Raw genomic sequence first — 19,722 nt, 5'->3', positions numbered from 1 at the left:
GGGGGCAGTTTGGCTGGGCTTGGCGGCGCCTGCAATGGCCGAAGCGCCCGATGGCATGTTCGACCCGATTGACGAAGGGATGGCCGCGATTGGCCAGCTTCTGTTTTACGATCCCGTCCTGTCGGGCAACCAGAATATCAGCTGCGGGACGTGTCACAATCACGACCATTTCAGCGCAGACGGGGTGAGCCTAGGCATTGGCGAAGGCGGTGTTGGTGTGGGCCCGAAACGGGTGACGCTGGACGGCCCTGACAAGATCAAAAAGCGCATCCCGCGCAATGCGCAGGCCTTGTTCAACGTGGGCGCTTTGGAGGTTTTCTTCCATGACGGGCGGCTTGGTGCTTCACCCGATTATGGCAACGGGGTAAATTCCCCGGCTGAGGAATGGCTGCCCGAGGGGCTTGATAGCCTGTTGGCGGCGCAGGCGCTGTTCCCGATGACATCGCAGTTTGAGATGGCGGGCAACCCGAAGGAAAATGAAGTTGCAGGCGCGATCCATGACCGGATTGACGCGGCCTGGCCGATCATCGCGAAACGCGTGCGGATCAATGAAGAATACGCCGCATTGTTTGCGCGTGAGGGCGTGAATGAGGTCTCGATTGCCGATATTGGCAACGCTTTGGCGGCGTTTATGGATGCGGAATGGCGCAGCTTTGACAGTGCTTATGACCTTGGCGAGATGACCGTCGCGCAGGAACGCGGTGCCGCGCTATTCTTTGGGAAGGCCGCGTGCAGCAGCTGCCATTCGGGCGATTTGTTCACGGATGAAGGCTTTCACGCCATTGGCTTGCCGCCCTTTGGGCCGGGGCGCACGCGGCGCTTTGATCCTATGCCGCGAGATGTGGGGCGGATGGCCGAAAGCGACGCGTTGGAGGATGCCTACCGGTTCCGTACGCCGTCGCTTCGCAATGTCGCGCTGACCGGGCCCTACGGGCATAACGGGGCTTATCCGACGCTGGCGGGGATCATTCGCCATCATGCGCGACCTTTGGAAAGCCTCGATGCATGGGGGCCGGAATTGGCACAATTGCCTGCGGTCCCGTGGTTGCAAAAGGCGGATTTCATCATCCACGAAGACACGCGTGAGATGGCTCGGGTACGCGCCAATATCGACATTGAGCCGAAGGATTTGAGCGATGCTGAGATCGCGGATCTGGTGGCCTTCATGGGCGCTTTGACGGGCAAAAAGTCCATTCATGGGCGGCTGGGCAAGCCCGACGCTGTGCCCAGCGGGCTGAGGGTCGACTGATGGGCGCGCGGGTTATGGTAGCCGGTTCTGCGGCTTTGGATTTTGTTTACAGCGTCGATGCGTTGCCGGAACGGGCCGAAAAATACGCCGCACAGGCTGTGGATATAGTTGGGGGTGGATGCGCGGCGAATGCGGCTGTTGCGATATCCCGGCTTGGCGGAAAGTCCCAATTATTGGCAAGATTTGGTAAAGATGAGGTCTCTGAGATCGTTCTTGGGGATATCTCGGCGGAAAACGTGGATACTTTCCCCTGCGTCATCACGGAAGGCGCGCGCTCGGCCATGTCATCGGTTTATGTGGATAAGTCGGGCGAACGGCAGATCATGGCGTTTCGCGGCTCGGGATTGGCTGTTGATCCGGGGTTGGCGCAATTGTCTGCCGATGCGGTCTTGGCCGACACAAGATGGCCCGAGGCCGCGCGGCAGGTGCTGGAAATGGCACGGGCTTTGGGCATTCCAGCGGTTTTGGACGGGGAAGCCCCGGTCCCGATCGACTTGGCAGCTGCTGCGAGCCATGTTGTGTTTTCCGAGCAGGGCCTGATGGACTTCACGGGCATTGATGATGTTGAAAAAGCCTACTCCGCGTTGGATTTGCCCGGCTGGGCAGCGGTGACCATGGGCGCTGCCGGCGTTTTGCACCCGGGCGGCGTTTTGCCGGGGTTTGAGGTGGACGTGAAAGACACGCTTGGCGCGGGCGATGTGTGGCACGGGGCCTTTACCCTGATGCTGGCAGAAGGCGCGCCCGAGTTAGACGCGATGCGGTTTGCCCATGCGGCGGCCGCCCTGAAATGCACGGGCTTCGGGGGGCGCAAAGCCGCGCCGTCACGCCCGCAAGTAGAGAATTTTCTGAAAGAGAGGACGCCATGCAACTGACAGCAGGCAAACTATGGGGCATGCGTCGCATGGCCGACGAGAACGGGTTGTTCAAGATGACCGCCGTGGACCAACGCCCGCCGATCAAGGGTCCGATTGCGGCGCATTATGGGACGGATGAGGCGCCCTACGAGGACGTCGCGCGCTTCAAGGCTATGCTGGTGGAGACTTTGCAAGGTGGTTCAAGCGCCATGCTTTTGGACCCGCATTACGCGATCCCGGTGGGGTTGAAGCACCTGTCGCCCACCAAAGGGCTGATCGTCACGCTGGAAGATTCGCTGTTTGAAGAGACCGGCATGGGCCGCAGATCGTCGATGATCGACGATTGGGACGTGGGCAAGATCAAGCGGATGGGTGGCGACGCGGTGAAGGTGCTGGCCTGGTACCGGCCCGACGCAAGCGACGAGGTGAACCAACACCAGAAGGACTGGACCAAGCGGATTGGCGAAGCCTGCGCCAAATATGACATTCCGTTCCTGTTTGAGCTGCTGGTGCATCCGATTGACAGCGATAGCGAGCAGACCAGCGAATATATCGAGATGAACACCAAACGCGCCGACGATGTTCTGAAATCGGTTGAAGCATTCGCGCATCCCGATTTTGGTGTTGATGTGTTCAAACTGGAAAGTCCTGTGCCTGCAAAAGACGTCGCCGCGACCGACGGCGTTCAGGCGATGTTTGACGAGATGGGCCGCTTGGCCGGGCGTCCTTGGGTGATGCTGTCGGCGGGCGCGGGCAAGCCGGAATTCAAGCAGATTTTGGACCATGCCTTTGCCGCCGGGGCGTCGGGCTTTCTGGCGGGCCGCGCGATCTGGTTGGATGCGTTTCAGGCCTTTCCCGATTGGGAAGCGGTGCGCGTGGGCCTTGAGGGTGAAAGTGCAGCCTATATGGCGGAGATTTCCGCGCTTGCGGATGCGAAGGCCACGGCTTGGGACAAACACGCGTGTTGGGGCGACGGTGGCGCTCAGTTTGCGCCTGCGGATGCCTCTTTCCGGCACGGTTATGAGGGCATCTGAATGAAGATCGGGTTATTGCCGCTGGGCCGTCCCACTTTTGACGTGCCCTATGCGGAAGAGAAACTGGCCGGGATGCTGGCCGATATCGACGCGCTTGCTGCCGCAGAGGGCCACGAGGTCATCGGGCCGCGCGCTCTGCTGATGGACGCGTCGCCGTCTGCTTTGGCGGATGTCGCGTCGGCTGATCTGGTGTTGGTCTTGCAAGTCACCTTTACCGACGCGTCTTTCGTCGTAGAGGCGTCGAAGCTTGGTGTGCCGCTGGCGATCTGGGCGGTGCCGGAGCCGCGCCTTGGCGGACGGCTGCGGCTGAACGCCTTCTGCGGGTTGAACCTGGCGGGCCATGCTCTGGGGCGCAATGGGGTCGGCTTTGGCTGGCTCTATGGCGATCCAGGGGATGCGGACCTGACGGGGTTGCTGGCGGGCAAACATCAGGTCACGCGCATTGATGGTAACGCTGCCGGTTCGGAGGCTGCCGACAACCCAGTGCCGGAATTGAAGATCGCACGCATTGGCGCGCGCCCGGACGGGTTCGACACTTGCGACTATGACAAGGCCGAGCTGAAGGCGCTGACGGGGGCCGAGGTCGATGAGCTTGAGCTGTCGGACATGTTCGATGCGGCGCGTGGCCTGAGCGATGCTGCGGTCGCGCCCTACCGGGAGAAAGTCGCGCAGATCCCGAACCTGACAGACATGGATAAGGGCGAGTTGGACCGGTCATTGAGGCTGGTAGGCGCGCTGGACATGCTGCGCAGCGAAAACAGCTATGACGCCTTCGCCATTCGCTGCTGGCCGGAGACTTTCACAGAATATGGCGGGGCTGTTTGCGGGCCAGTTTCGATGATGGGGGAGGCGCGGGTGCCCTGCGCTTGTGAGGCCGATGTGTACGGCGCGGTCACGCAGGCAATTTTGCAGAAAGTTGCGGATGCCCCCGTTTTCTTGGCTGATTTGGTCGATATGGATGTGGAAGACGACACTGGCGTGGTGTGGCATTGCGGGCAGGCCCCGCTGTCCATGACCGAGGATGAGCCGATGGCGACGGTGCATACCAACCGCAAGCAGGCGTTGCTGTATGAGTTTACATTGAAGCCGGGGCGGGTGACGTTTTTCCGCATTTCGCAGGCTTACGGCGAACCGAAAATCGTGATTGGCAGCGGTGAAATGCTGCGCAGCGAAATGGCCTTCACCGGAACATCCGGTGTCGTTCGTTTCGACAATGCTGCGCAGAAAACTCTGCAAGATGTGATGGACTCGGGACTGGAGCATCACATGGCAATTGCTTATGGCGACCACCGGTCTGCATTACGCGGTGTCGCCGCTGGCATGGGTCTTAACGTTATAGAATTGGGTGCAGCATGATCAGATACGGGATCATCGGCTCCGGCATGATGGGCCAGGAGCATATTCGCAATATCGCGTTGTTGGAGGGAGCGAAGGTTTCGGCCATCGTGGACCCGAATGAGCAGATGCGGGCGCAATCCACCGGCGCAACGGGCGCGGCCGGATACGTCACGATGGACGAGATGTTGGCGGCGGATGCCTGCGATGTGGTGCTGATTGCGGCGCCCAATGACACGCATGCGGGGATCATGCAGAAATTGCTGGCAACGGATAAACCAATCCTTGTGGAAAAACCGCTGGCGACCTCAAGCGCCGATTGCCGCGATTTGCTCAATATGAACAAGGGACGTGTTGCGCCCGTTTGGGTCGCAATGGAATACCGCTACATGCCGCCTTTGCAGCGGCTTATGCAGGCGATTGACCAGGGCGCGGTCGGCACGCCGCGCATGATGTCGATACGGGAGCATCGCTTTCCGTTCTTGCCCAAGGTGGATGATTGGAACCGGTTCAACGCGCGCACGGGCGGGACGCTGACGGAGAAATGCTGCCATTTCTGGGATCTGATGCGGCTGGTGCTGGGCGCGGACCCGGTGCGAGTCTATGCAAGCGCGGGCGTTGATGTGAACCATCGCGACGAACGGTATATGGGGCAGATGCCCGACATTATCGACAACGCCTATGTCATTGTGGATTTCGCCAATGGATCGCGCGGGATGCTGGATCTTTGTATGTTCGCGGAGGGTTCTTTCTGGCAAGAAACCGTCGCGGTGACGGGCGAAAAAGCGCGGGTGGAGGCGTTTGTGCCCGGGCCTGCGCGGTTCTCCCCCGATGGGAAGGAACGCGAGGCTGAGTTTGTAATGTCGCTGCGCGCGTTGAAGGAAGAGGTGCGCGAAGTGGTCCATGTGCCTGAACATATTCTGGCGGCGGGTGACCATCATGGGTCGACCTTCTTCCAACATGAGAAGTTCATTGATCTGGTGCGGACCGGCAAAGGGGAGCCTGAAGTGTCCTTGATGGACGGATATTGGTCTGTGCTGGTCGGTGAGGCTGCGGAGGAGTCCGCACGCTCTGGTCAAGCGATAGATTTGCGCGGGAAAGGCCCATGAGTTTTGGTGTGATGCCTGATGGCAGCGCGGTTGAGCGGCACCGGATTGAGGGCGGCGGGCTAACGGCTTGGGTGCTGAGCTACGGCGCGGTTTTGCAGGATTTGCGGCTGGATGGCCATGACGCGCCATTGGTGCTGGGGTTTGAGGAGTTCGCGCCCTACCTGACCGACAGCCCGTATTTTGGCGCCATTGCCGGGCGCTGCGCAAACCGGATCGGCGAGGGGCAGTTTGAGATTGACGGGCGGGCCTATCAGGTCGACCGGAATTTCATGGAGACGCATCATTTACATGGCGGGCGCGCGGGCGTGGGCAAGCGGAATTGGACGGTGGAAAGCGTTGCTGCTGATCGGATCACGTTGCGCATTGAGCTGGCAGATGGCGAGATGGGCTATCCCGGCAACATGGTGGCGCGCTGCACCTATGCGTGCCTTGAGGGTGGTGTTTTTGATGTGCAGATCACGGCGGAAACAGATGCGCCGACGCTTTGTAACTTCGCCCATCACACCTATTGGAACCTCGATGGTGATGAGACGACGGATCACCACCTCATGCAGGTGGATGCGGATCGTTGGACGGTCGTAGACGATGGGTTCATCCCCACGGGCGAGAGCGCGGATGTCGCCGGCACGCGCTATGATTTCCGCCAGATGCGTCCGATCAAAGACGACATCTTCATTGACCACAATCTATGCCTTTCGGATGAACGTACGAATTTGCGCAAAATTGGGACTTTGATCTCTCAAAAATCGAAGGTTTCGATGGAAATGCGCTCGACCGAGCCGGGGTTGCAGGTCTATGACGGATTCAAGCTGGCGGTGACGCTGCCGGGTCTGGGAGGGCGAAATTACGGCAAGAACGCAGGCGTCGCGCTTGAGCCGCAGGTCTGGCCGGACGCCATTAACCATTCCGAGTTCCCCAACGCGGTTTTGCGACCGGGCGAGCTTTACACCCAACACACGCAGTTTGCGTTTTCGAAAGGATAGTCGCGATGAGCTACTCAACATTCATGAAAGAGGCGAACCTGATCGGCGGCGCTTGGGTCGGGGCCGATAGCGGCGAGACGATTGACGTGACCAACCCGGCGACGGGCGACGTGATCGGCACGGTCCCAAATTGCGGCGACGTTGAAACGCTGCGCGCAATTGATGCGGCGGATGCGGCATTTGACGGGCTGGCGGGCATGGCGCTGATGGAGCGCGTGACCATGCTGATGAAAATGCATGACGCGTTGATGGACAACCAGAAGTCACTGGCCGAATTGCTGACCATCGAGATGGGCAAGCCACTGGCGGAATCGATGGGGGAGATCGGGATAGGCGCCGCCTATGTGCGCTGGTTCGCCGAAGAAGTACGCCGCGCAAAGGGCGAGATCGTGCCTGCGCCAACCAATGGCCGCCGTTTCCTTGTGACCAAGCACCCGATCGGTGTGGTGGGCATGATCACGCCGTGGAATTTCCCGTCCTCGATGCTGGCGCGCAAAGTGGCGCCTGCTTTGGCGATTGGGTGTTCGATCGTGGCAAAACCGGCGACGGCGACGCCGTTCAGCGGCCTTGCCTGGGGCGCGCTTGCTGAGGAGGTTGGCTTCCCGGCGGGCTCCGTCAACATCGTCACCGGCTCCGCGCGGAAAATCGGCGGCGCGATTATGGACGATCCGCGGGTACGTAAGGTGACATTCACGGGCTCTACCGAAGTGGGTAAAGAGCTGATCCGCCAATCGGCCGGGACGGTGAAGAAAGTTTCCATGGAGCTGGGCGGCAACGCGCCATTCCTTGTTTTCGACGACGCCGATATCGACGCAGCGGTACAGGGCGCCATGGTGTCGAAATTCCGCAACTCCGGCCAGACATGTGTCTGCGCCAACCGGATGTATGTTCAGGCGGGTGTCTATGACGAGTTTGTCGAAAAGCTGACCAAAGCCACGGCGGCCATGAAAGTTGGCAACGGCTTGGAAGATGGCGTCGAACAAGGCCCGCTGATTGACATGGACGCGGTCGAGAAGGTCGAAGAGTTCATCACAGACGCGACATCCAAAGGCGGCAAGGTTGTCCATGGTGGCGCGCGCAATGGCAATGGGCACAGCTTCTTTGACCCCACGATTATCACTGAGGCGACGCAGGAGATGATGTTCGCCAAGGAGGAGATCTTTGGCCCCATCGCGCCTGTGTTCCGGTTTGAAGATGAAGATGACGCGATTGCCTGGGCGAATGACACCGAATTCGGGTTGGCATCCTACGCCTATACCCGCGACGTGGGCCGCATCTTCAAGCTGAACGAGAAGCTGCAATACGGGATGATCGGTATCAACTCTGGGTTGATCACAACCGTTGAGACACCCTTTGGTGGCGTGAAGGAAAGCGGCTTGGGCAAGGAAGGCGGCTGGCAGGGTCTTGAGGACTACATGGAGACCAAATACATGGCTGTCGATTTCTGATCAGGGTTTTGTGAAAACCCTGAGCCTCCGGCGGGAATATTTATGAAACAATGAAGGGGCGCTGCGGTGCCCCTTTTTCTTGCTTTCGATTTGATTTCTGACAGGGTGACGAAATGCGAAGCCCGGTCATTGATAACCTTCAATATGTGAACTGGTCTGAGACGGCGTTTCGCCAGCTCAGAGAAGGCGGTGTGGATGCGATCCACGTCACAATTGCCTATCATGAGAGCTTTCGCGAGGCCGTGTTGAATGTGTCCCAGTGGAATCGTTGGTTCGAGCAATACCCGGATCTGATCTTGCGCGGCTCGCGCGCTGAGGATGTGACAACGGCGATGCAAACGGGCCGCACGGCGGTGTTTTTCGGGTTCCAGAATCCGTCGCCCATTGAAGATGACATTGGGCTGATCGAAGTCTGGCACCAACTGGGCATCCGCTTCATGCAGCTGACCTATAACAACCAGTCGTTGCTGGCGACGGGGTGTTATGAGCCAGACGACACCGGGCTGACGCGCTTCGGCAAACAGGCCGTGGCAGAGATGAACCGGGTTGGGATGGTCGTTGATATGAGCCATTCGGGCGACCGGTCGACGTTAGAGGCAATCGCGCAGTCGACGCGGCCCATTGCGATCACCCACGCCAACCCCGACTGGTGGCACCCGGCCCTGCGAAACAAATCCGACGAGGTGATACGCGCTTTGACGGAAGCGGGCGGCATGCTGGGATTTTCGATGTATCCGCATCACCTGAAAGGCGGCACTGATTGCACGCAGGAAAGCTTTTGCGAGATGATTGCCGAGGCCGCGTCGCGCTACGGGGCGGAGCATCTTGGGATCGGCTCCGACCTGTGCCAGGACCAGCCTGACAGCGTGGTCACATGGATGCGCAACGGGCGTTGGTCGAAGGAAATGGATTACGGGGAAGGCTCAGCCGCGCAAGCCGGTTTCCCGCCACAGCCCGACTGGTTTGTCGACAACCGGGATATGCCGAACCTGCCCAAGGGGCTTGCGGCTGCGGGCTTCTCGAAATCTGAGATCAGTGGTATCATGGGCGGAAATTGGTTGCGGTTTTACCAGTCTTCGTTTGGTCCAAGCTCATGACAGTTTCAATGCCCCCACAAGAACCATTGCGCGCGCCGGATCAGGTGATGCGGTTGGACCGCATGGGGTCTATGTTCCCGTCCCGCTTGAGCTTTTTGCGCACGCTGATGCGGCGTCTATCGTCAGAAAACGTGATGGTGACACGCCCGATCTGGCAGATGGACGCGGAGGGTTTCGGCCACGCGGTCTACAGCCTTGATCTGGGCGGCTACACCTATTCGTTGGTGGCATTTTCCAACAAGTTGGACCCCGACCAGCGCACCGACCGCGTCATCGCCGAGGCCTGGGACAGCGCCTATGTGCTTTATGACGGCGTGCCGGACGCGACCGAAATTGCGCGCCTGAAGGCCAATGCGCCGTTGCAGGAGGCGGGCCGGTTCACGGAGCGGGATTTGGTGTTAAGCCGGGCCAATAAATCGGTGCGCTTGTTTGCCCAAGTGGCCGAGGCTTTGAAAACGGGTGCCGCTCCCGACGTCGAGATGGTTGCAAAAATCGGCTATCTGATGCGTACCACCGCCGTCTATGGAAACGGCAAGTTTGGCATTGCGGATCGCGAACAGATCGAAAACCGCCCCGGTTTGGACGGCCCCTTTATGGCCGAAATGCTAACCGTTTGGCTTATCCGTGGGTTCACACATGACCTGGTCGAGCATGTCGGTGGCGGCGTGCTGCCGCGCGCGTTGAAGCGCCATATAGGGGTGGGAAACTCGACGGGGCTGGGGATGGCACCGTTTCTGGTGTCGCATCCCGAGCTGTTGAACAATTGGATGATGGCCAAGGAAACGGCGCTTGCGCGTGTGCGGGCAATCATGAGCTTGTCCGATGCGCAGCAGGCGCGACTGTTGGAGCTTGCGCAGCGGGCCGCGCGGCATCTTGATGAGTGGACCGTCCCCGACCCTGTGCATCAAGCGCGCATCGAGGCTTTGCGCGCCGATTGGGCCGATCTGACCGCGTCGCTGCCCGAGCTTTTGGACCAGCCCAAGCCGCTCGATCAGCTTGTGCGTATCAGCCAGGCTTTCACGCTTGATTGCCAGGAACTGGTGGTGAGCTTTGTGTTGGAACCTTTCGGCGATATGGTCGACGGGCTGACAGACTGTATGGGAATGGCAGACCCGCAACCCGTTGACCCAAAAATGAAAGTCGAAACACTTCGCGTTCTCATTGATCAGCATTTCCATTGGGCGCTGCCAATTGATTTCACGGACGAACGGGCAACGGCGCAGTTCTGGTATGTTTCCGAAGAAAAGTTGGAGCCCCGTTTGGGGTTGCGATATGAGGAGCCGGGCGGCGATCTGGAAAGCCCGCTTGACGTGGCGCGTCAGGTGCAGGCGATGTCGTTCGATCTGAACGATTATGAGGGTGATTTGGTGTCCTTTCTGCGCGCCTATCCGCAGCACCGGGCCGCGATCCTGCGGGTTCAGCGTTTGGCGGCATACCCGTTTGCTGAGATACGCGACAACCTGATCTGTGAGACCTGCAAACCGATTGATATGCTGCGCTGCAAATTGTCGTTTTTTGGGGCAGCAAAGTTCGACCCAAAATCGGACCGCTGGACACGGATCACGCTGGCGCAGGGCGCGCCTTTGGCCGATGAACTCGATAAGGCGGATGATTGGTGGTTGCCCGTTTTTGCGGCATGACCGGGGCCGATTGGTATGACGCATTTGTTGCTGATGGGCCTGACTATCCGGCGCAGCGACACTCGGCAGCGGAACTGCAGGCGCTGCTTCTGAAAGCCGGCATCGGGGCGGGTCTGCCGCTTGGACATGCGCAGGATTTGAGCGTGCTTGCGTCGCTTCTTATGAGCGACCCGCAGCTTTTGGCAATGGCTGCCGCTGCGCTGGATTGTGCGCATCACCGCGTCGCACTTGAAGGCACGGACGAGCATGTCGTGATCGAGCGCTGCACCGTCCTGATGGCCGGGCCGATCCTGATCGATCAGCTTGTGGCGGGCGCCAAGCGTGTGATCATTCACGAGATAGACTGGCCGTTGCTTTTGTGGCCTATGCTGGCCAAAGCGCGTGACGTTTATGGCGTGAAAGTCGACATCGAAACGGCATCCAAGGGGATACTGACCATTAACGCTGCACAGCAGGACGGCTTGGATTTGTTTGGACCGCAACAAGCGGTGCCGCGTGCGGTCAGCGACAGGCTCAACCTATATGCCGCACGAACCTATGTCCCCGCGACCGAGGCATCTCGCCTGTCGGGCGCTGGTGCCGGTTTGACTGACAATGATTGAGCGGTGAAGCCTACTTTCAGCTTTCCTGATATGGGCGCTTCCGCCCCCGAAACAGATTGCCCGCGCCCGAGCAGCTGCCCCAATTGGAGGCAAAGCATGTCTCCTAAAGGGTCCCTGTATGAAACATATCAAAACGCCGGTCGTTGATGCCGTTGCGGAAGACACCAAAACGCGTGGTCTGGTCACCGACATGTTGGCCAGAATTCGGGAAGGCGGTGAAGACGCGGTACGCGATTACGCTAAACAGCTCGATGGTTGGGAGAGCGGCTTCGTCTTGAGCGACGCGAAACGCGAGCAGTTGATTGCTCAAGTGCCGCAGCAGGCCAAGGAAGATATTCAGTTCGCGCATCGCCAAATTCAACGCTTTGCCAAAGCGCAGCGCGCGAGCCTGACGGATTTTTCGTTGGACACGGAGCCGGGGGTGACATTGGGCCAGAAATGCGTGCCGGTCGATGCGGCAGGCTGTTACGTGCCCGGCGGGCGCTATGCGCATGTGGCCTCCGCGCTGATGAGCGTGACGACGGCGCGGGAAGCGGGCGTGCCTTTCGTGATCGCCGCCTCACCGCCGCGCGGCGACGCGATTGACCCGGCAGTGTGCTACGCGATGCATTTGGCGGGCGCAGACGTGATCTTGGAGATGGGCGGCGTTCAGGCCGTGGCCTCGATGGCATTTGGACTGTTTGGCACGCGCCCGGCGGATATTTTGGTGGGGCCGGGCAATGCTTTCGTGGCTGAGGCGAAGCGCCAGCTTTTCGGCGGCGTGGGCATTGATCTGTTTGCTGGGCCCACGGAAAGCGCGGTGATTGCCGATGAAACGGCGGATCCGATGACGGTGGCGATTGATCTGCTGTCGCAGGCGGAGCATGGGGTGAATTCGCCGGTTTGGTTGTTCACCACCTCGGCCGAGCTGGCGCGGACGGTTGAGGAGATCATTCCGAAAGTGGCAGCTGATTGGCCGACCGGTGAGGTGGCGATGATTTCCTGGCGTGACTACGGCGAGATTGTTCTGTGCGACGATGATGAGCAGATGGCGGAGGTGTCCGATAAATATGCTTGCGAGCACTTGCAGGTCCAAACCAAGGACCTGATCTGGTGGCGCGATCGGCTGCGCAATTATGGGTCGCTTTTCCTAGGCGAGGGGTCGACTGTCAGCCATGGCGACAAATGTTCGGGGACCAATCATATCCTGCCGACGCGGCAGGCGGCGCGGTATACGGGGGGCCTCAATGTGATGAAGTTCTTGAAGATCCTGACCTGGCAGGAAATTCGGACGGATGCTGACCCGCAGATGTCTGAAGTGGGATCGCGATTGTCCCGGCTTGAGGGGATGGATGGGCATGCGCGGGCGTGTGATTGGCGGCTTCAGAAATTCAGTGGGCGGAACAGTTTTGATTTTGAAGTGGCCCATCAGGATCGCCACGATTGATCCGAATGGGGCTGCGCCACGCCTAGCTTTGCGTTCTTTGAGGGGCTTTCAGCCCCTCAGCCACGCGGGCAAGCTCCCCGAGAGTATTTTTGACAAAACGAAGCCAAAATTGCAGGCCCCGCATGCGGGGAATTCTGTAAGTCTTTGAAACTAAGCGGCTTCTCGGAATTTTTAACTGTTTGGAAAGATCTAGCCGCGCTGCCCGTAGTAGAGCCCGACTGTGTGCTCTGCCTCTGCGAAAAACAGCCAGCGGATCGTGAGCGCCCCTGCGATATGCAGCAGTAAAGCGATCAGCGCCATCACATGGCTGAAATAGACAAACATCAGGATCGCCCAAGGCAAGAGGCTCATGAGCAGTAGCCCGATGATGCGCAGCTTAGTGGCGTGTTTGCGCCCGATCTGGTGGACCATTTCGGTCATCAGGTAGTTTTTGGAGCTGTGCGGCGCCTCAAACATGCGGGTTTTGCCGATGCGGCCCAGACCGGTTGCGGTTTCAATCGTTGAGCCGGATTTCGCAAAACGTCCATCACCGATGCCCCAGGCGATCAATTGGAACAGTCCGAGCGTGATCAACCCGGCAGCGGCAATGCGGACCTGACCTGTCATGAAAGCGCCGCCTGTGAGGGCGTAGCCCATGAAGAGCAGGGGCACGGTCCAATGGTTCCAGCGCGGCACAGTTTTGATCTGGGTGTAGATCATCGATGTGGCAAACACGGTCAGCAGGCTGAGCGCGGCCCCAAGGAGGCCCAAGGCCGGGATCCGGGTGTTGAAGAAGATGATCGCAATCGCATAGAGCCCCATCACGCTGAGCGCCGCGACAGAAAGGCAGCCTTCGCGCGACAGCCAGCTTGTGCGCCATTGGCTGAAGGCTTTGAGCGCGCGTTGCGGATTGCCGAGGTGGAAGGTTGAGGAGATCAGCCCGCCCACGGCCATTGCATAGGCGATGAAGAAGAAGACGAAGCCGGTGAAGCCGGACACGTCGGGTTTGCCCAAGCCCAAGAAGGCCAGCATGCCGAAGCCCAGCCCGGAGAAGACGGTGAATGCGATAATGGATGGTGCGGGATGCATCAGATTTTCTCCAAAGCTTTGTCGAGCCAGCCGAGGAAGCCTTGCGGCTCTGCGGCCACAGGTTCGAGGAGTGGCGCGAGGATGTCGATTTGTTCGTCCTTGGGGCGGGGCGGCAGGTATTTATTGACGGGTTTGGTGCCCTGTTCGGGCATCAGGTCGAACCCGCCGCGTTCCTTGACGAGCATGGAGACATCGGAGGTCTCATCGCCCAGATCGCCAAAGTGGCGCGCGCCTGCTGGGCAGGTTCGAACGCAAGCTGGTTGGCGGTCTTCCTCTGGCAGGTTTTCATTGTAGATGCGGTCAACGCAGAGGGTGCATTTCTTCATCACCCCTTCGGCTTGGTCCAGTTCCCGCGCGCCGTAGGGGCAGGCCCAGGCACAAAGCCCGCAGCCGATGCAGTCGCTTTCATTAACCAGAACGATCCCGTCTTCGACCCGCTTATAGCTGGCCCCAGTGGGGCAGACGGTGACGCAAGGCGCGTCTTCGCAATGCAGGCAGGATTTGGGGAAGTGGATGGTTTGGGCGGCGCCGACCTCTGGCTGGACCTCATAGCTGTGGACGCGGTTGAGGAACGTGCCGGACGGGTCCTTGCCATAGGCGTTCTGATCGCTGAGCGCCGCGCCGTAGTTTTCCGTGTTCCAGCCTTTGCAGGAGACGACGCAGGCGTGGCAGCCCACGCAAGTGTCCAGATCGATGACGAGGCCGAGTTTCTTTTCGGTTTGGGTGGGCAATGTGGTCATTTCGCTGTCTCCATCTCGCCGCGTGCGCCTATAGCGATTGCCGCGAGGATCAATCCAACACCCGAAGAGATGCTGAGCCATTTTTCGAATTTTGACCCGAAGGCTGCGACCAGCTTGGTGGCGAACGCGCCCATGGCCAACAAGATTGCCCCGTCGATGATGATGTAGGTGATGCCAAGAATGGCAACCTGTGGGGCAACTGCAATCGTGGGGTCAATGAATTGCGGGAACAGCGCCGCGAAGAAAACCACTGCATACGGATTTGCGGCCGAGGTCATGAAGCCCCGCCGGAACAACACCCCGCGCGAGGGCGCCGGTCGGGCTGCGCGCGGGTTGGCGGCGTCGCGGATCATACGCACGCCCATCCAGATCAAGTAGGCGACGCCTGCCCATTTGATCGCTGTGAAGGCGGAGGCAGATAGCGCGATCAGGCTGGCCAGCCCAAATCCTGCTATGATTATTTGGATCGCATTGGCGCTGAGATCGCCCGCCATGATTGGCAACGCGCGTTTGAGCCCGTGCTGCATGGAGCCGCCGATAAAGAGAAGCTGGCTGGGGCCGGGCGGGTGCGCGAAGAACAGCAGCACCGTGCCCAGATAAATGATGTATGTCTCTATACTCATTGTCCCAGCTTCCATGTCAGATTTTTTGGGCCGGTGCCGACGGGCGATTTTTGCGCTGGGATGTCGGGTTTGGTTTGCTCCTGTGGCGGGGCTTTTTCGACGCGGACTTTTAGGTCGAACCACGCCGCCTGACCGGTGATCGGGTCGGAATTGGCCCAGCGTAGGCCGTCGCCTTTTGGCGGCAGCAGCTCATGGATCAGGTGGTTCAGGAGGAAACCCTTGGTTGTTTCCGGTGCGTCGTCCTCCAGCGCCCACGCGCCTTTGCGTTTGCCGATCGCGTTCCAGGTCCAGATCGTGTTTTCGTTCAGCGCCGCTTGGTGCGCGACGGGGACGGTGATCTCTCCGTGGGGGGAGGTCACCTTGGCCCAGTCGCCTTCTGAGAAATTGTTTTCCTCCCAGATTTTTGTCGGCACGTAGAGCGGGTTGTGGCCATGAATTTGTCTGAGCCACGCGTTTTGCGAGCCCCATGAGTGGTACATCGCCATGGGGCGTTGGGTCAGGGCGGTGACGGGGTAGTCGTCGGCTTTGTTCTCGTCCTCGTTTGAATACCAGATTGGCAGCGGGTCCATCGTGGCCTTGATACGCTCGCGCAGGTGGTCCGGGGGCTGGCGGGTACCGTGGCCTTCGGCGGCGAGTTGGAATTTGCGCATAGGTTCGACGTAGAGGTTGAACAGGTAGGGCATGGGCTTGTCGAAGAAGCTCTTTTTGACGGCCCAGTCCTGGTAATTCATGTTCCACGGTTTGAAGAAGGCGGCATCCTCGGGGACGTGTTCCATCCAGAAGCCGCCGTTTTCAATGTAGGCGTCGAGCTGGCCGGGATTGCTTTCACCGCGCCCGTGTTCGTCGCCATTGCCACGGAAACCGGCCAGCGGGCCGACGCCGGGGCGGCGGATGTGGTTGGTGATGTAGTCGGCATAGTCCTGGTATTTCTGGGAGCCGTCCTCATTAATGAAACCGGGCAGGCCGAGGCGTGCGCCGAGATCGCAGAGGGCGGATTGGAAGCCTTTGACGTCGCGGTCAGGCTCGACCACGGGCCAGCGGATTGCGTCGGCGACGGCGTCGGCCTCGCAGATCGGGCGGTCGAGGAGCGAGATGCAGTCGTGGCGTTCTAGATAGGTCGTGTCGGGCAAGATCAGGTCGGCGTAGCTGACCATTTCCGAGCTGTAGGCGTCGGAATAGATGATGTTGGGGATGACGTAGTCGCCGTTTTCGTCCTTGTCGGTGAGCATGTCGATGACGCCGCGCGTGTTCATCGACGAGTTCCACGACATGTTCGCCATATACATAAACAGCGTGTCGATTTTGTAGGGCACCCCGGCATGGGCGTTGGAGATAACCATATGCATCATGCCGTGCGACGACATGGGGTTTTCCCAGGTGAAGGCCTTGTCGATGCGGGCGGGGGAGCCGTCTTCTTTGAGCGCCAGATCGTCGGGGCCGTGGGTGAAGCCTAGGTGCGGGCCGTCCAGCGCCTGGCCGGGTGTGACCTTGCAATGAGGCTTCGGATGCGCCTCGGGCGGCTTGGGGTAGGGCGGCTTGAAGCGCATGCCGCCGGGGGTCTCGACCGTGCCGAGGATGATCTGCAGCATGTGCAGCGCGCGGCAGGTTTGGAAGCCGTTGGCATGGGCGGAGATGCCGCGCATGGAGTGGAAGGAGACGGGGCGGCCGACGAATGTGTCGTGGACCTCGCCGCGGAAGTCGGTCCATTCCTGCTTGACCTCGATGGCCTGGTTGAAGGCGACGTCGGCCAGTTCTGCGGCGATGCGTTTGATGCGGTCGGCGGAGATGCCGGTTTTGGCGGCGACGGCTTCGGGGGCGTATTGCGGGTCGAGATATTTCTCCGCCATGTGCTGGAATACGGAGCGGTGGGTGACGCCTTTGACGCGTTGCGATCCAGCCAGATCGGGTTTGACGCCCTTCTTGTCAAAGGCTGCGGGCTTGCCGGTTGTGCGGTCGATGACCATCAGCTTGTTGTCTTTGTCGCGCATCAGAAGGCCGAAATCCTCGGATTTCTCATCGCCATTCACCAAGACGGGCGCGTTGGTCCATTGCGCGAGGTAGTGCAGGTCGATCTTGCCGGCTTTGAACAGCTCATGGACGAGGGACAGGATGAACAGCCCATCGGTGCCCGGCGTGATGCCGACCCATTCATCCGCGACGGCGTTGTAGCCGGACCGGATCGGGTTGACGCCATAGACCTTGGCGCCCCGCGCTTTGACCTTGCCGAGGCCCATTTTGATTGGGTTGGAGTCGTGATCTTCCGCGACGCCGAAGATCATCACCATCTTGGTGCGGTCCCAGTCGGGCTGGCCGAATTCCCAGAAGGCGCCGCCCATGGTGTAGATGCCAGCGGCGGCCATGTTGACGGAGCAGAAACCGCCATGCGCGGCGTAGTTGGGGGTGCCGAAGCCCTGCGCCCAAAGGGAGGTGAAGCTTTGCGATTGGTCGCGGCCTGTGAAGAACGCGAGCTTTTCGGGGTTGTCGCGGCGGACGGGTTCCAGGATGCCGACCGCGATGTCGTAGGCTTCTTCCCAAGTGATTTCTTCGAATTCACCCGACCCGCGTGGACCGACGCGCTTCATGGGCGCTTTCAAGCGCGACGGCGCGTTGTGCTGCATGATGCCAGCGGAGCCTTTGGCGCAGAGCACGCCTTGGTTGACCGGGTGGTCTTTGTTGCCCTCGATATAGGCGACTTTGCCGTCCTTCATGTGCACGTTGATCCCGCAGCGGCAGGCGCACATGTAGCAGGTGGTCTTGCGCACCTCATCGGAGACTTTTGGTGACAGGTCGATCACTGGCTGGTTCATGGCGGATCTCCTAATTGGATACGGTGCGGATGAGGCCGAGCGAGGCGAGGCCAAGCAAAAGCGTCAGGCAGAAGGGTTTGTAATAGGGCTCCAGGCGCGGAATGAAGAGCGCGCGGCCAGCGTAAAGGCCAAGGAGCGTTGGGATGATGAAGAACAGGCCCCGGGCCATGGCGGTCTGGTCCATGGTGCCGACGAGGATATGGGTGGTGATCCCCAAGGTACCCGCGCCGAGCAGGAAGATGCTAAGCGTGCCGCGCATGGTGCGCGCGGGTAGGTCGCGCGCCAATGTGTAGAGCGCGATCAGCATGCCGCCTGCGCCCGCGAAGCCGGTGACAACACCCGCGCCGAAGCCCGTTCCGTAAGTGCCAAGTGTGGTGGCAAGGAAGGGCAGTTTGACCTTGGCAAGCTGGCTCAAGGCCAGAACGATCAGTATGGACAGGGCGAGCGCCTTGGAGGTCTGAGTTGCCAGCTGCATGTTGATCAGAAGGCCGATAGGCAACCCAAAGGCTGCGCCTAAGATCAGGCCCTTGGCGGTGGGTCTGTCTGCATCCGCGATGCCGCCTTTGAACATGGCAAGGCTGCCTGCCATTTCCAGAAACCAAAGCATCGGGATCAAGGCGAGGGGTGGGAGGATGAAGATTGCCGACGCCATGACAACCGCTGACAGGCCAAACCCGGAAAAGCCGCGCACCATGCCTGCCACGAAGGTGATGCCGGTGAGCAGCAGTACCTCCAGCTGTGTCAGATTGGTGAGATCGGCGAGGAGGTTCATTTTGCGGCGTTCACAATCGACGCAAGACAGATTGAGGCCATACGCGCGGCTGGTGGATCGGCACGCGACGTCAGAAGAATAGGCACTTTGGCCCCCATGACGATGCCTGCGGCGCAACCACCTGTGAGATAGACGAAGGCTTTGAACAGCGCGTTGCCCGACACAATATCGGGCACCATGATTGCATCGGCCTGGCCTGCGACCGGATCGCTGGTGAGTTTTTTGGTGGCGACAGCTTCGGGGCTGAGGATCAGGTCGAGCGCGAGCGGGCCGGAGAAGTCGGCCCCTTCGACGTTTTCCTTGGCCCAAGTCGCGAGCGCATCAGCGTCAACCGAGCTGGGCACGCTGTCGATCACGCTTTCCGTGGCCGACAGGAATGCGACTTTCGGGCGCGCATTGCCAATCAGGTGCAGAAGCTTGACCACCTCGCGGGTTGCGTCGTGGCGCGTTTCCAGATTGGGAGACACGTTTACGGCGGCGTCCGAGATCAGCATCGGTTTGCCGCCGTCCGGGTGCGTGATGTGGAAGATATGGACCAAGCGATTGCCGGTGCGCAGACCGGCATCGCGGTTGAGCGCGGATTTCATGAACGTGTCCGTGTGCAGCTGGCCCTTCATCAGAACGTCTGCGCGCCCTTCACCACAGGCAAAGGCGGCCGCTTTCCCGCTGTCTTCTTCGCCTTCAGCTTCGATGATGTCGAACTGCGAGATGTCCCAGTTCAGTTTCTCAGCTTCCGCCTCGATCATCGCGCGTTCGCCAGTGAAGACGGGTTCCATAATATTGAGGGCGGCGGCGTCGCGGGCGGCCTCCATCGGCAGGGGGGCACCGGCGCGGGCAATCGCGACGCGAGGGCTTTTCGCCTTTTGAGCCATCTCAAGCAGATTGGCGGGGCAGACGGCGTCGCGGGTCGACAGGAACGGGTTTTCTGATGTCAT

General features: G+C 60.1%; 17 protein-coding genes. 11 read left to right on the top strand and 6 right to left on the bottom strand.

Annotated features, from left to right (window positions below; genetic code table 11):
• Positions 1 to 34 precede the first annotated feature (34 nt).
• From ACZ1G7_RS10560 to hisD, 11 genes are all read left to right on the top strand, one after another.
• A complete protein-coding gene (locus tag ACZ1G7_RS10560) occupies positions 35 to 1,249 on the top strand; it encodes a cytochrome-c peroxidase (protein WP_472659370.1) in 1,215 nt (404 codons plus the stop codon).
• Positions 1,249 to 2,121: a PfkB family carbohydrate kinase gene (locus tag ACZ1G7_RS10555; RefSeq protein WP_472659369.1), complete on the top strand. Its 873-nt coding sequence runs from the start codon at positions 1,249 to 1,251 to the stop codon at positions 2,119 to 2,121. Before ACZ1G7_RS10560 ends, ACZ1G7_RS10555 begins: the two co-directional genes overlap by 1 nt.
• Positions 2,112 to 3,137: a tagatose 1,6-diphosphate aldolase gene (locus ACZ1G7_RS10550; protein WP_472659368.1), complete on the top strand. Its 1,026-nt coding sequence runs from the start codon at positions 2,112 to 2,114 to the stop codon at positions 3,135 to 3,137. The genes ACZ1G7_RS10555 and ACZ1G7_RS10550 overlap by 10 nt, the downstream gene beginning before the upstream one ends.
• The gene (locus tag ACZ1G7_RS10545) at positions 3,138 to 4,493 is read left to right on the top strand and encodes an L-fucose/L-arabinose isomerase family protein (protein WP_472659367.1); all 1,356 of its coding nucleotides are present in this window, start codon (positions 3,138 to 3,140) and stop codon (positions 4,491 to 4,493) included. It abuts the gene before it with no gap.
• A complete protein-coding gene (locus ACZ1G7_RS10540; protein WP_472659366.1) occupies positions 4,490 to 5,581 on the top strand; it encodes a Gfo/Idh/MocA family protein in 1,092 nt (363 codons plus the stop codon). The genes ACZ1G7_RS10545 and ACZ1G7_RS10540 overlap by 4 nt, the downstream gene beginning before the upstream one ends.
• Complete coding sequence (locus ACZ1G7_RS10535) at positions 5,578 to 6,564, top strand: aldose epimerase family protein (RefSeq protein ID WP_472659365.1); 987 nt, start codon at positions 5,578 to 5,580, stop codon at positions 6,562 to 6,564. The genes ACZ1G7_RS10540 and ACZ1G7_RS10535 overlap by 4 nt, the downstream gene beginning before the upstream one ends.
• 5 nt (positions 6,565 to 6,569) lie before the next feature.
• Positions 6,570 to 8,012 (top strand): NAD-dependent succinate-semialdehyde dehydrogenase, encoded by a 1,443-nt coding sequence (locus ACZ1G7_RS10530; protein WP_472659364.1) that lies wholly within the window; start codon positions 6,570 to 6,572, stop codon positions 8,010 to 8,012.
• 113 nt (positions 8,013 to 8,125) lie between these two features.
• On the top strand, positions 8,126 to 9,109 hold the full coding sequence (locus tag ACZ1G7_RS10525; protein ID WP_472659363.1) for a membrane dipeptidase: 984 nt from the start codon (positions 8,126 to 8,128) through the stop codon (positions 9,107 to 9,109).
• A gap of 8 nt (positions 9,110 to 9,117) precedes the next feature.
• Positions 9,118 to 10,749 carry a hypothetical protein gene (locus ACZ1G7_RS10520; protein ID WP_472659362.1) on the top strand — a complete coding sequence of 544 codons (1,632 nt, stop codon included), beginning with the start codon at positions 9,118 to 9,120 and terminating at the stop codon, positions 10,747 to 10,749.
• The gene (locus tag ACZ1G7_RS10515; RefSeq protein WP_472659361.1) at positions 10,725 to 11,351 is read left to right on the top strand and encodes a hypothetical protein; all 627 of its coding nucleotides are present in this window, start codon (positions 10,725 to 10,727) and stop codon (positions 11,349 to 11,351) included. The genes ACZ1G7_RS10520 and ACZ1G7_RS10515 overlap by 25 nt, the downstream gene beginning before the upstream one ends.
• Positions 11,352 to 11,469: 118 nt before the next feature.
• On the top strand, positions 11,470 to 12,777 hold the full coding sequence (gene hisD, locus ACZ1G7_RS10510) for a histidinol dehydrogenase (RefSeq protein WP_472659360.1): 1,308 nt from the start codon (positions 11,470 to 11,472) through the stop codon (positions 12,775 to 12,777).
• Positions 12,778 to 12,966: 189 nt separating this feature from the next.
• Here the strand turns inward: hisD and ACZ1G7_RS10505 are convergent, their stop codons facing one another.
• The 6 genes from ACZ1G7_RS10505 to ACZ1G7_RS10480 are packed head-to-tail and all read right to left on the bottom strand — an operon-like array spanning position 12,967 to position 19,722.
• Entirely contained in the window at positions 12,967 to 13,845 is an 879-nt protein-coding gene (locus ACZ1G7_RS10505) for a dimethyl sulfoxide reductase anchor subunit family protein (RefSeq protein ID WP_472659359.1), read from the bottom strand.
• Positions 13,845 to 14,585, bottom strand: coding sequence for a 4Fe-4S dicluster domain-containing protein (locus tag ACZ1G7_RS10500; RefSeq protein ID WP_472659358.1), 741 nt, complete (start codon positions 14,583 to 14,585; stop codon positions 13,845 to 13,847). The genes ACZ1G7_RS10505 and ACZ1G7_RS10500 overlap by 1 nt, the downstream gene beginning before the upstream one ends.
• The gene (locus tag ACZ1G7_RS10495) at positions 14,582 to 15,208 is read right to left on the bottom strand and encodes a LysE family translocator (RefSeq protein WP_472659357.1); all 627 of its coding nucleotides are present in this window, start codon (positions 15,206 to 15,208) and stop codon (positions 14,582 to 14,584) included. Before ACZ1G7_RS10495 ends, ACZ1G7_RS10500 begins: the two co-directional genes overlap by 4 nt.
• The gene (locus ACZ1G7_RS10490; protein WP_472659356.1) at positions 15,205 to 18,015 is read right to left on the bottom strand and encodes a molybdopterin oxidoreductase family protein; all 2,811 of its coding nucleotides are present in this window, start codon (positions 18,013 to 18,015) and stop codon (positions 15,205 to 15,207) included. The genes ACZ1G7_RS10495 and ACZ1G7_RS10490 overlap by 4 nt, the downstream gene beginning before the upstream one ends.
• Before the next feature lie 10 nt (positions 18,016 to 18,025).
• Positions 18,026 to 18,787, bottom strand: a complete 762-nt coding sequence (locus ACZ1G7_RS10485) for a TSUP family transporter (RefSeq protein WP_472659355.1) — start codon at positions 18,785 to 18,787, stop codon at positions 18,026 to 18,028.
• Complete coding sequence (locus ACZ1G7_RS10480; protein ID WP_472659354.1) at positions 18,784 to 19,722, bottom strand: phosphate acyltransferase; 939 nt, start codon at positions 19,720 to 19,722, stop codon at positions 18,784 to 18,786. The genes ACZ1G7_RS10485 and ACZ1G7_RS10480 overlap by 4 nt, the downstream gene beginning before the upstream one ends.

Source organism: Litoreibacter sp. JB4-2, assembly GCF_055693445.1.
Note: the sequence above shows the minus strand (reverse complement) of the source record. Positions and strands in the feature narration are given on the sequence as shown.

Excerpts from the sequence above, each read along its gene's own strand:
- ACZ1G7_RS10535 (WP_472659365.1), top strand. The coding sequence starts at position 5,578 with ATGAGTTTTGGTGTGATGCCTGATGGCAGCGCGGTTGAGCGGCACCGG.
- ACZ1G7_RS10525 (WP_472659363.1), top strand. The coding sequence starts at position 8,126 with ATGCGAAGCCCGGTCATTGATAACCTTCAATATGTGAACTGGTCTGAG.
- ACZ1G7_RS10500 (WP_472659358.1), bottom strand. The coding sequence starts at position 14,585 with ATGACCACATTGCCCACCCAAACCGAAAAGAAACTCGGCCTCGTCATC.
- ACZ1G7_RS10555 (WP_472659369.1), top strand. The coding sequence starts at position 1,249 with ATGGGCGCGCGGGTTATGGTAGCCGGTTCTGCGGCTTTGGATTTTGTT.
- ACZ1G7_RS10480 (WP_472659354.1), bottom strand. The coding sequence starts at position 19,722 with ATGACATCAGAAAACCCGTTCCTGTCGACCCGCGACGCCGTCTGCCCC.
- ACZ1G7_RS10505 (WP_472659359.1), bottom strand. The coding sequence starts at position 13,845 with ATGCATCCCGCACCATCCATTATCGCATTCACCGTCTTCTCCGGGCTG.
- ACZ1G7_RS10550 (WP_472659368.1), top strand. The coding sequence starts at position 2,112 with ATGCAACTGACAGCAGGCAAACTATGGGGCATGCGTCGCATGGCCGAC.
- ACZ1G7_RS10520 (WP_472659362.1), top strand. The coding sequence starts at position 9,118 with ATGCCCCCACAAGAACCATTGCGCGCGCCGGATCAGGTGATGCGGTTG.
- hisD (WP_472659360.1), top strand. The coding sequence starts at position 11,470 with ATGAAACATATCAAAACGCCGGTCGTTGATGCCGTTGCGGAAGACACC.
- ACZ1G7_RS10545 (WP_472659367.1), top strand. The coding sequence starts at position 3,138 with ATGAAGATCGGGTTATTGCCGCTGGGCCGTCCCACTTTTGACGTGCCC.
- ACZ1G7_RS10530 (WP_472659364.1), top strand. The coding sequence starts at position 6,570 with ATGAGCTACTCAACATTCATGAAAGAGGCGAACCTGATCGGCGGCGCT.
- ACZ1G7_RS10490 (WP_472659356.1), bottom strand. The coding sequence starts at position 18,015 with ATGAACCAGCCAGTGATCGACCTGTCACCAAAAGTCTCCGATGAGGTG.
- ACZ1G7_RS10560 (WP_472659370.1), top strand. The coding sequence starts at position 35 with ATGGCCGAAGCGCCCGATGGCATGTTCGACCCGATTGACGAAGGGATG.
- ACZ1G7_RS10540 (WP_472659366.1), top strand. The coding sequence starts at position 4,490 with ATGATCAGATACGGGATCATCGGCTCCGGCATGATGGGCCAGGAGCAT.
- ACZ1G7_RS10495 (WP_472659357.1), bottom strand. The coding sequence starts at position 15,208 with ATGAGTATAGAGACATACATCATTTATCTGGGCACGGTGCTGCTGTTC.
- ACZ1G7_RS10485 (WP_472659355.1), bottom strand. The coding sequence starts at position 18,787 with ATGAACCTCCTCGCCGATCTCACCAATCTGACACAGCTGGAGGTACTG.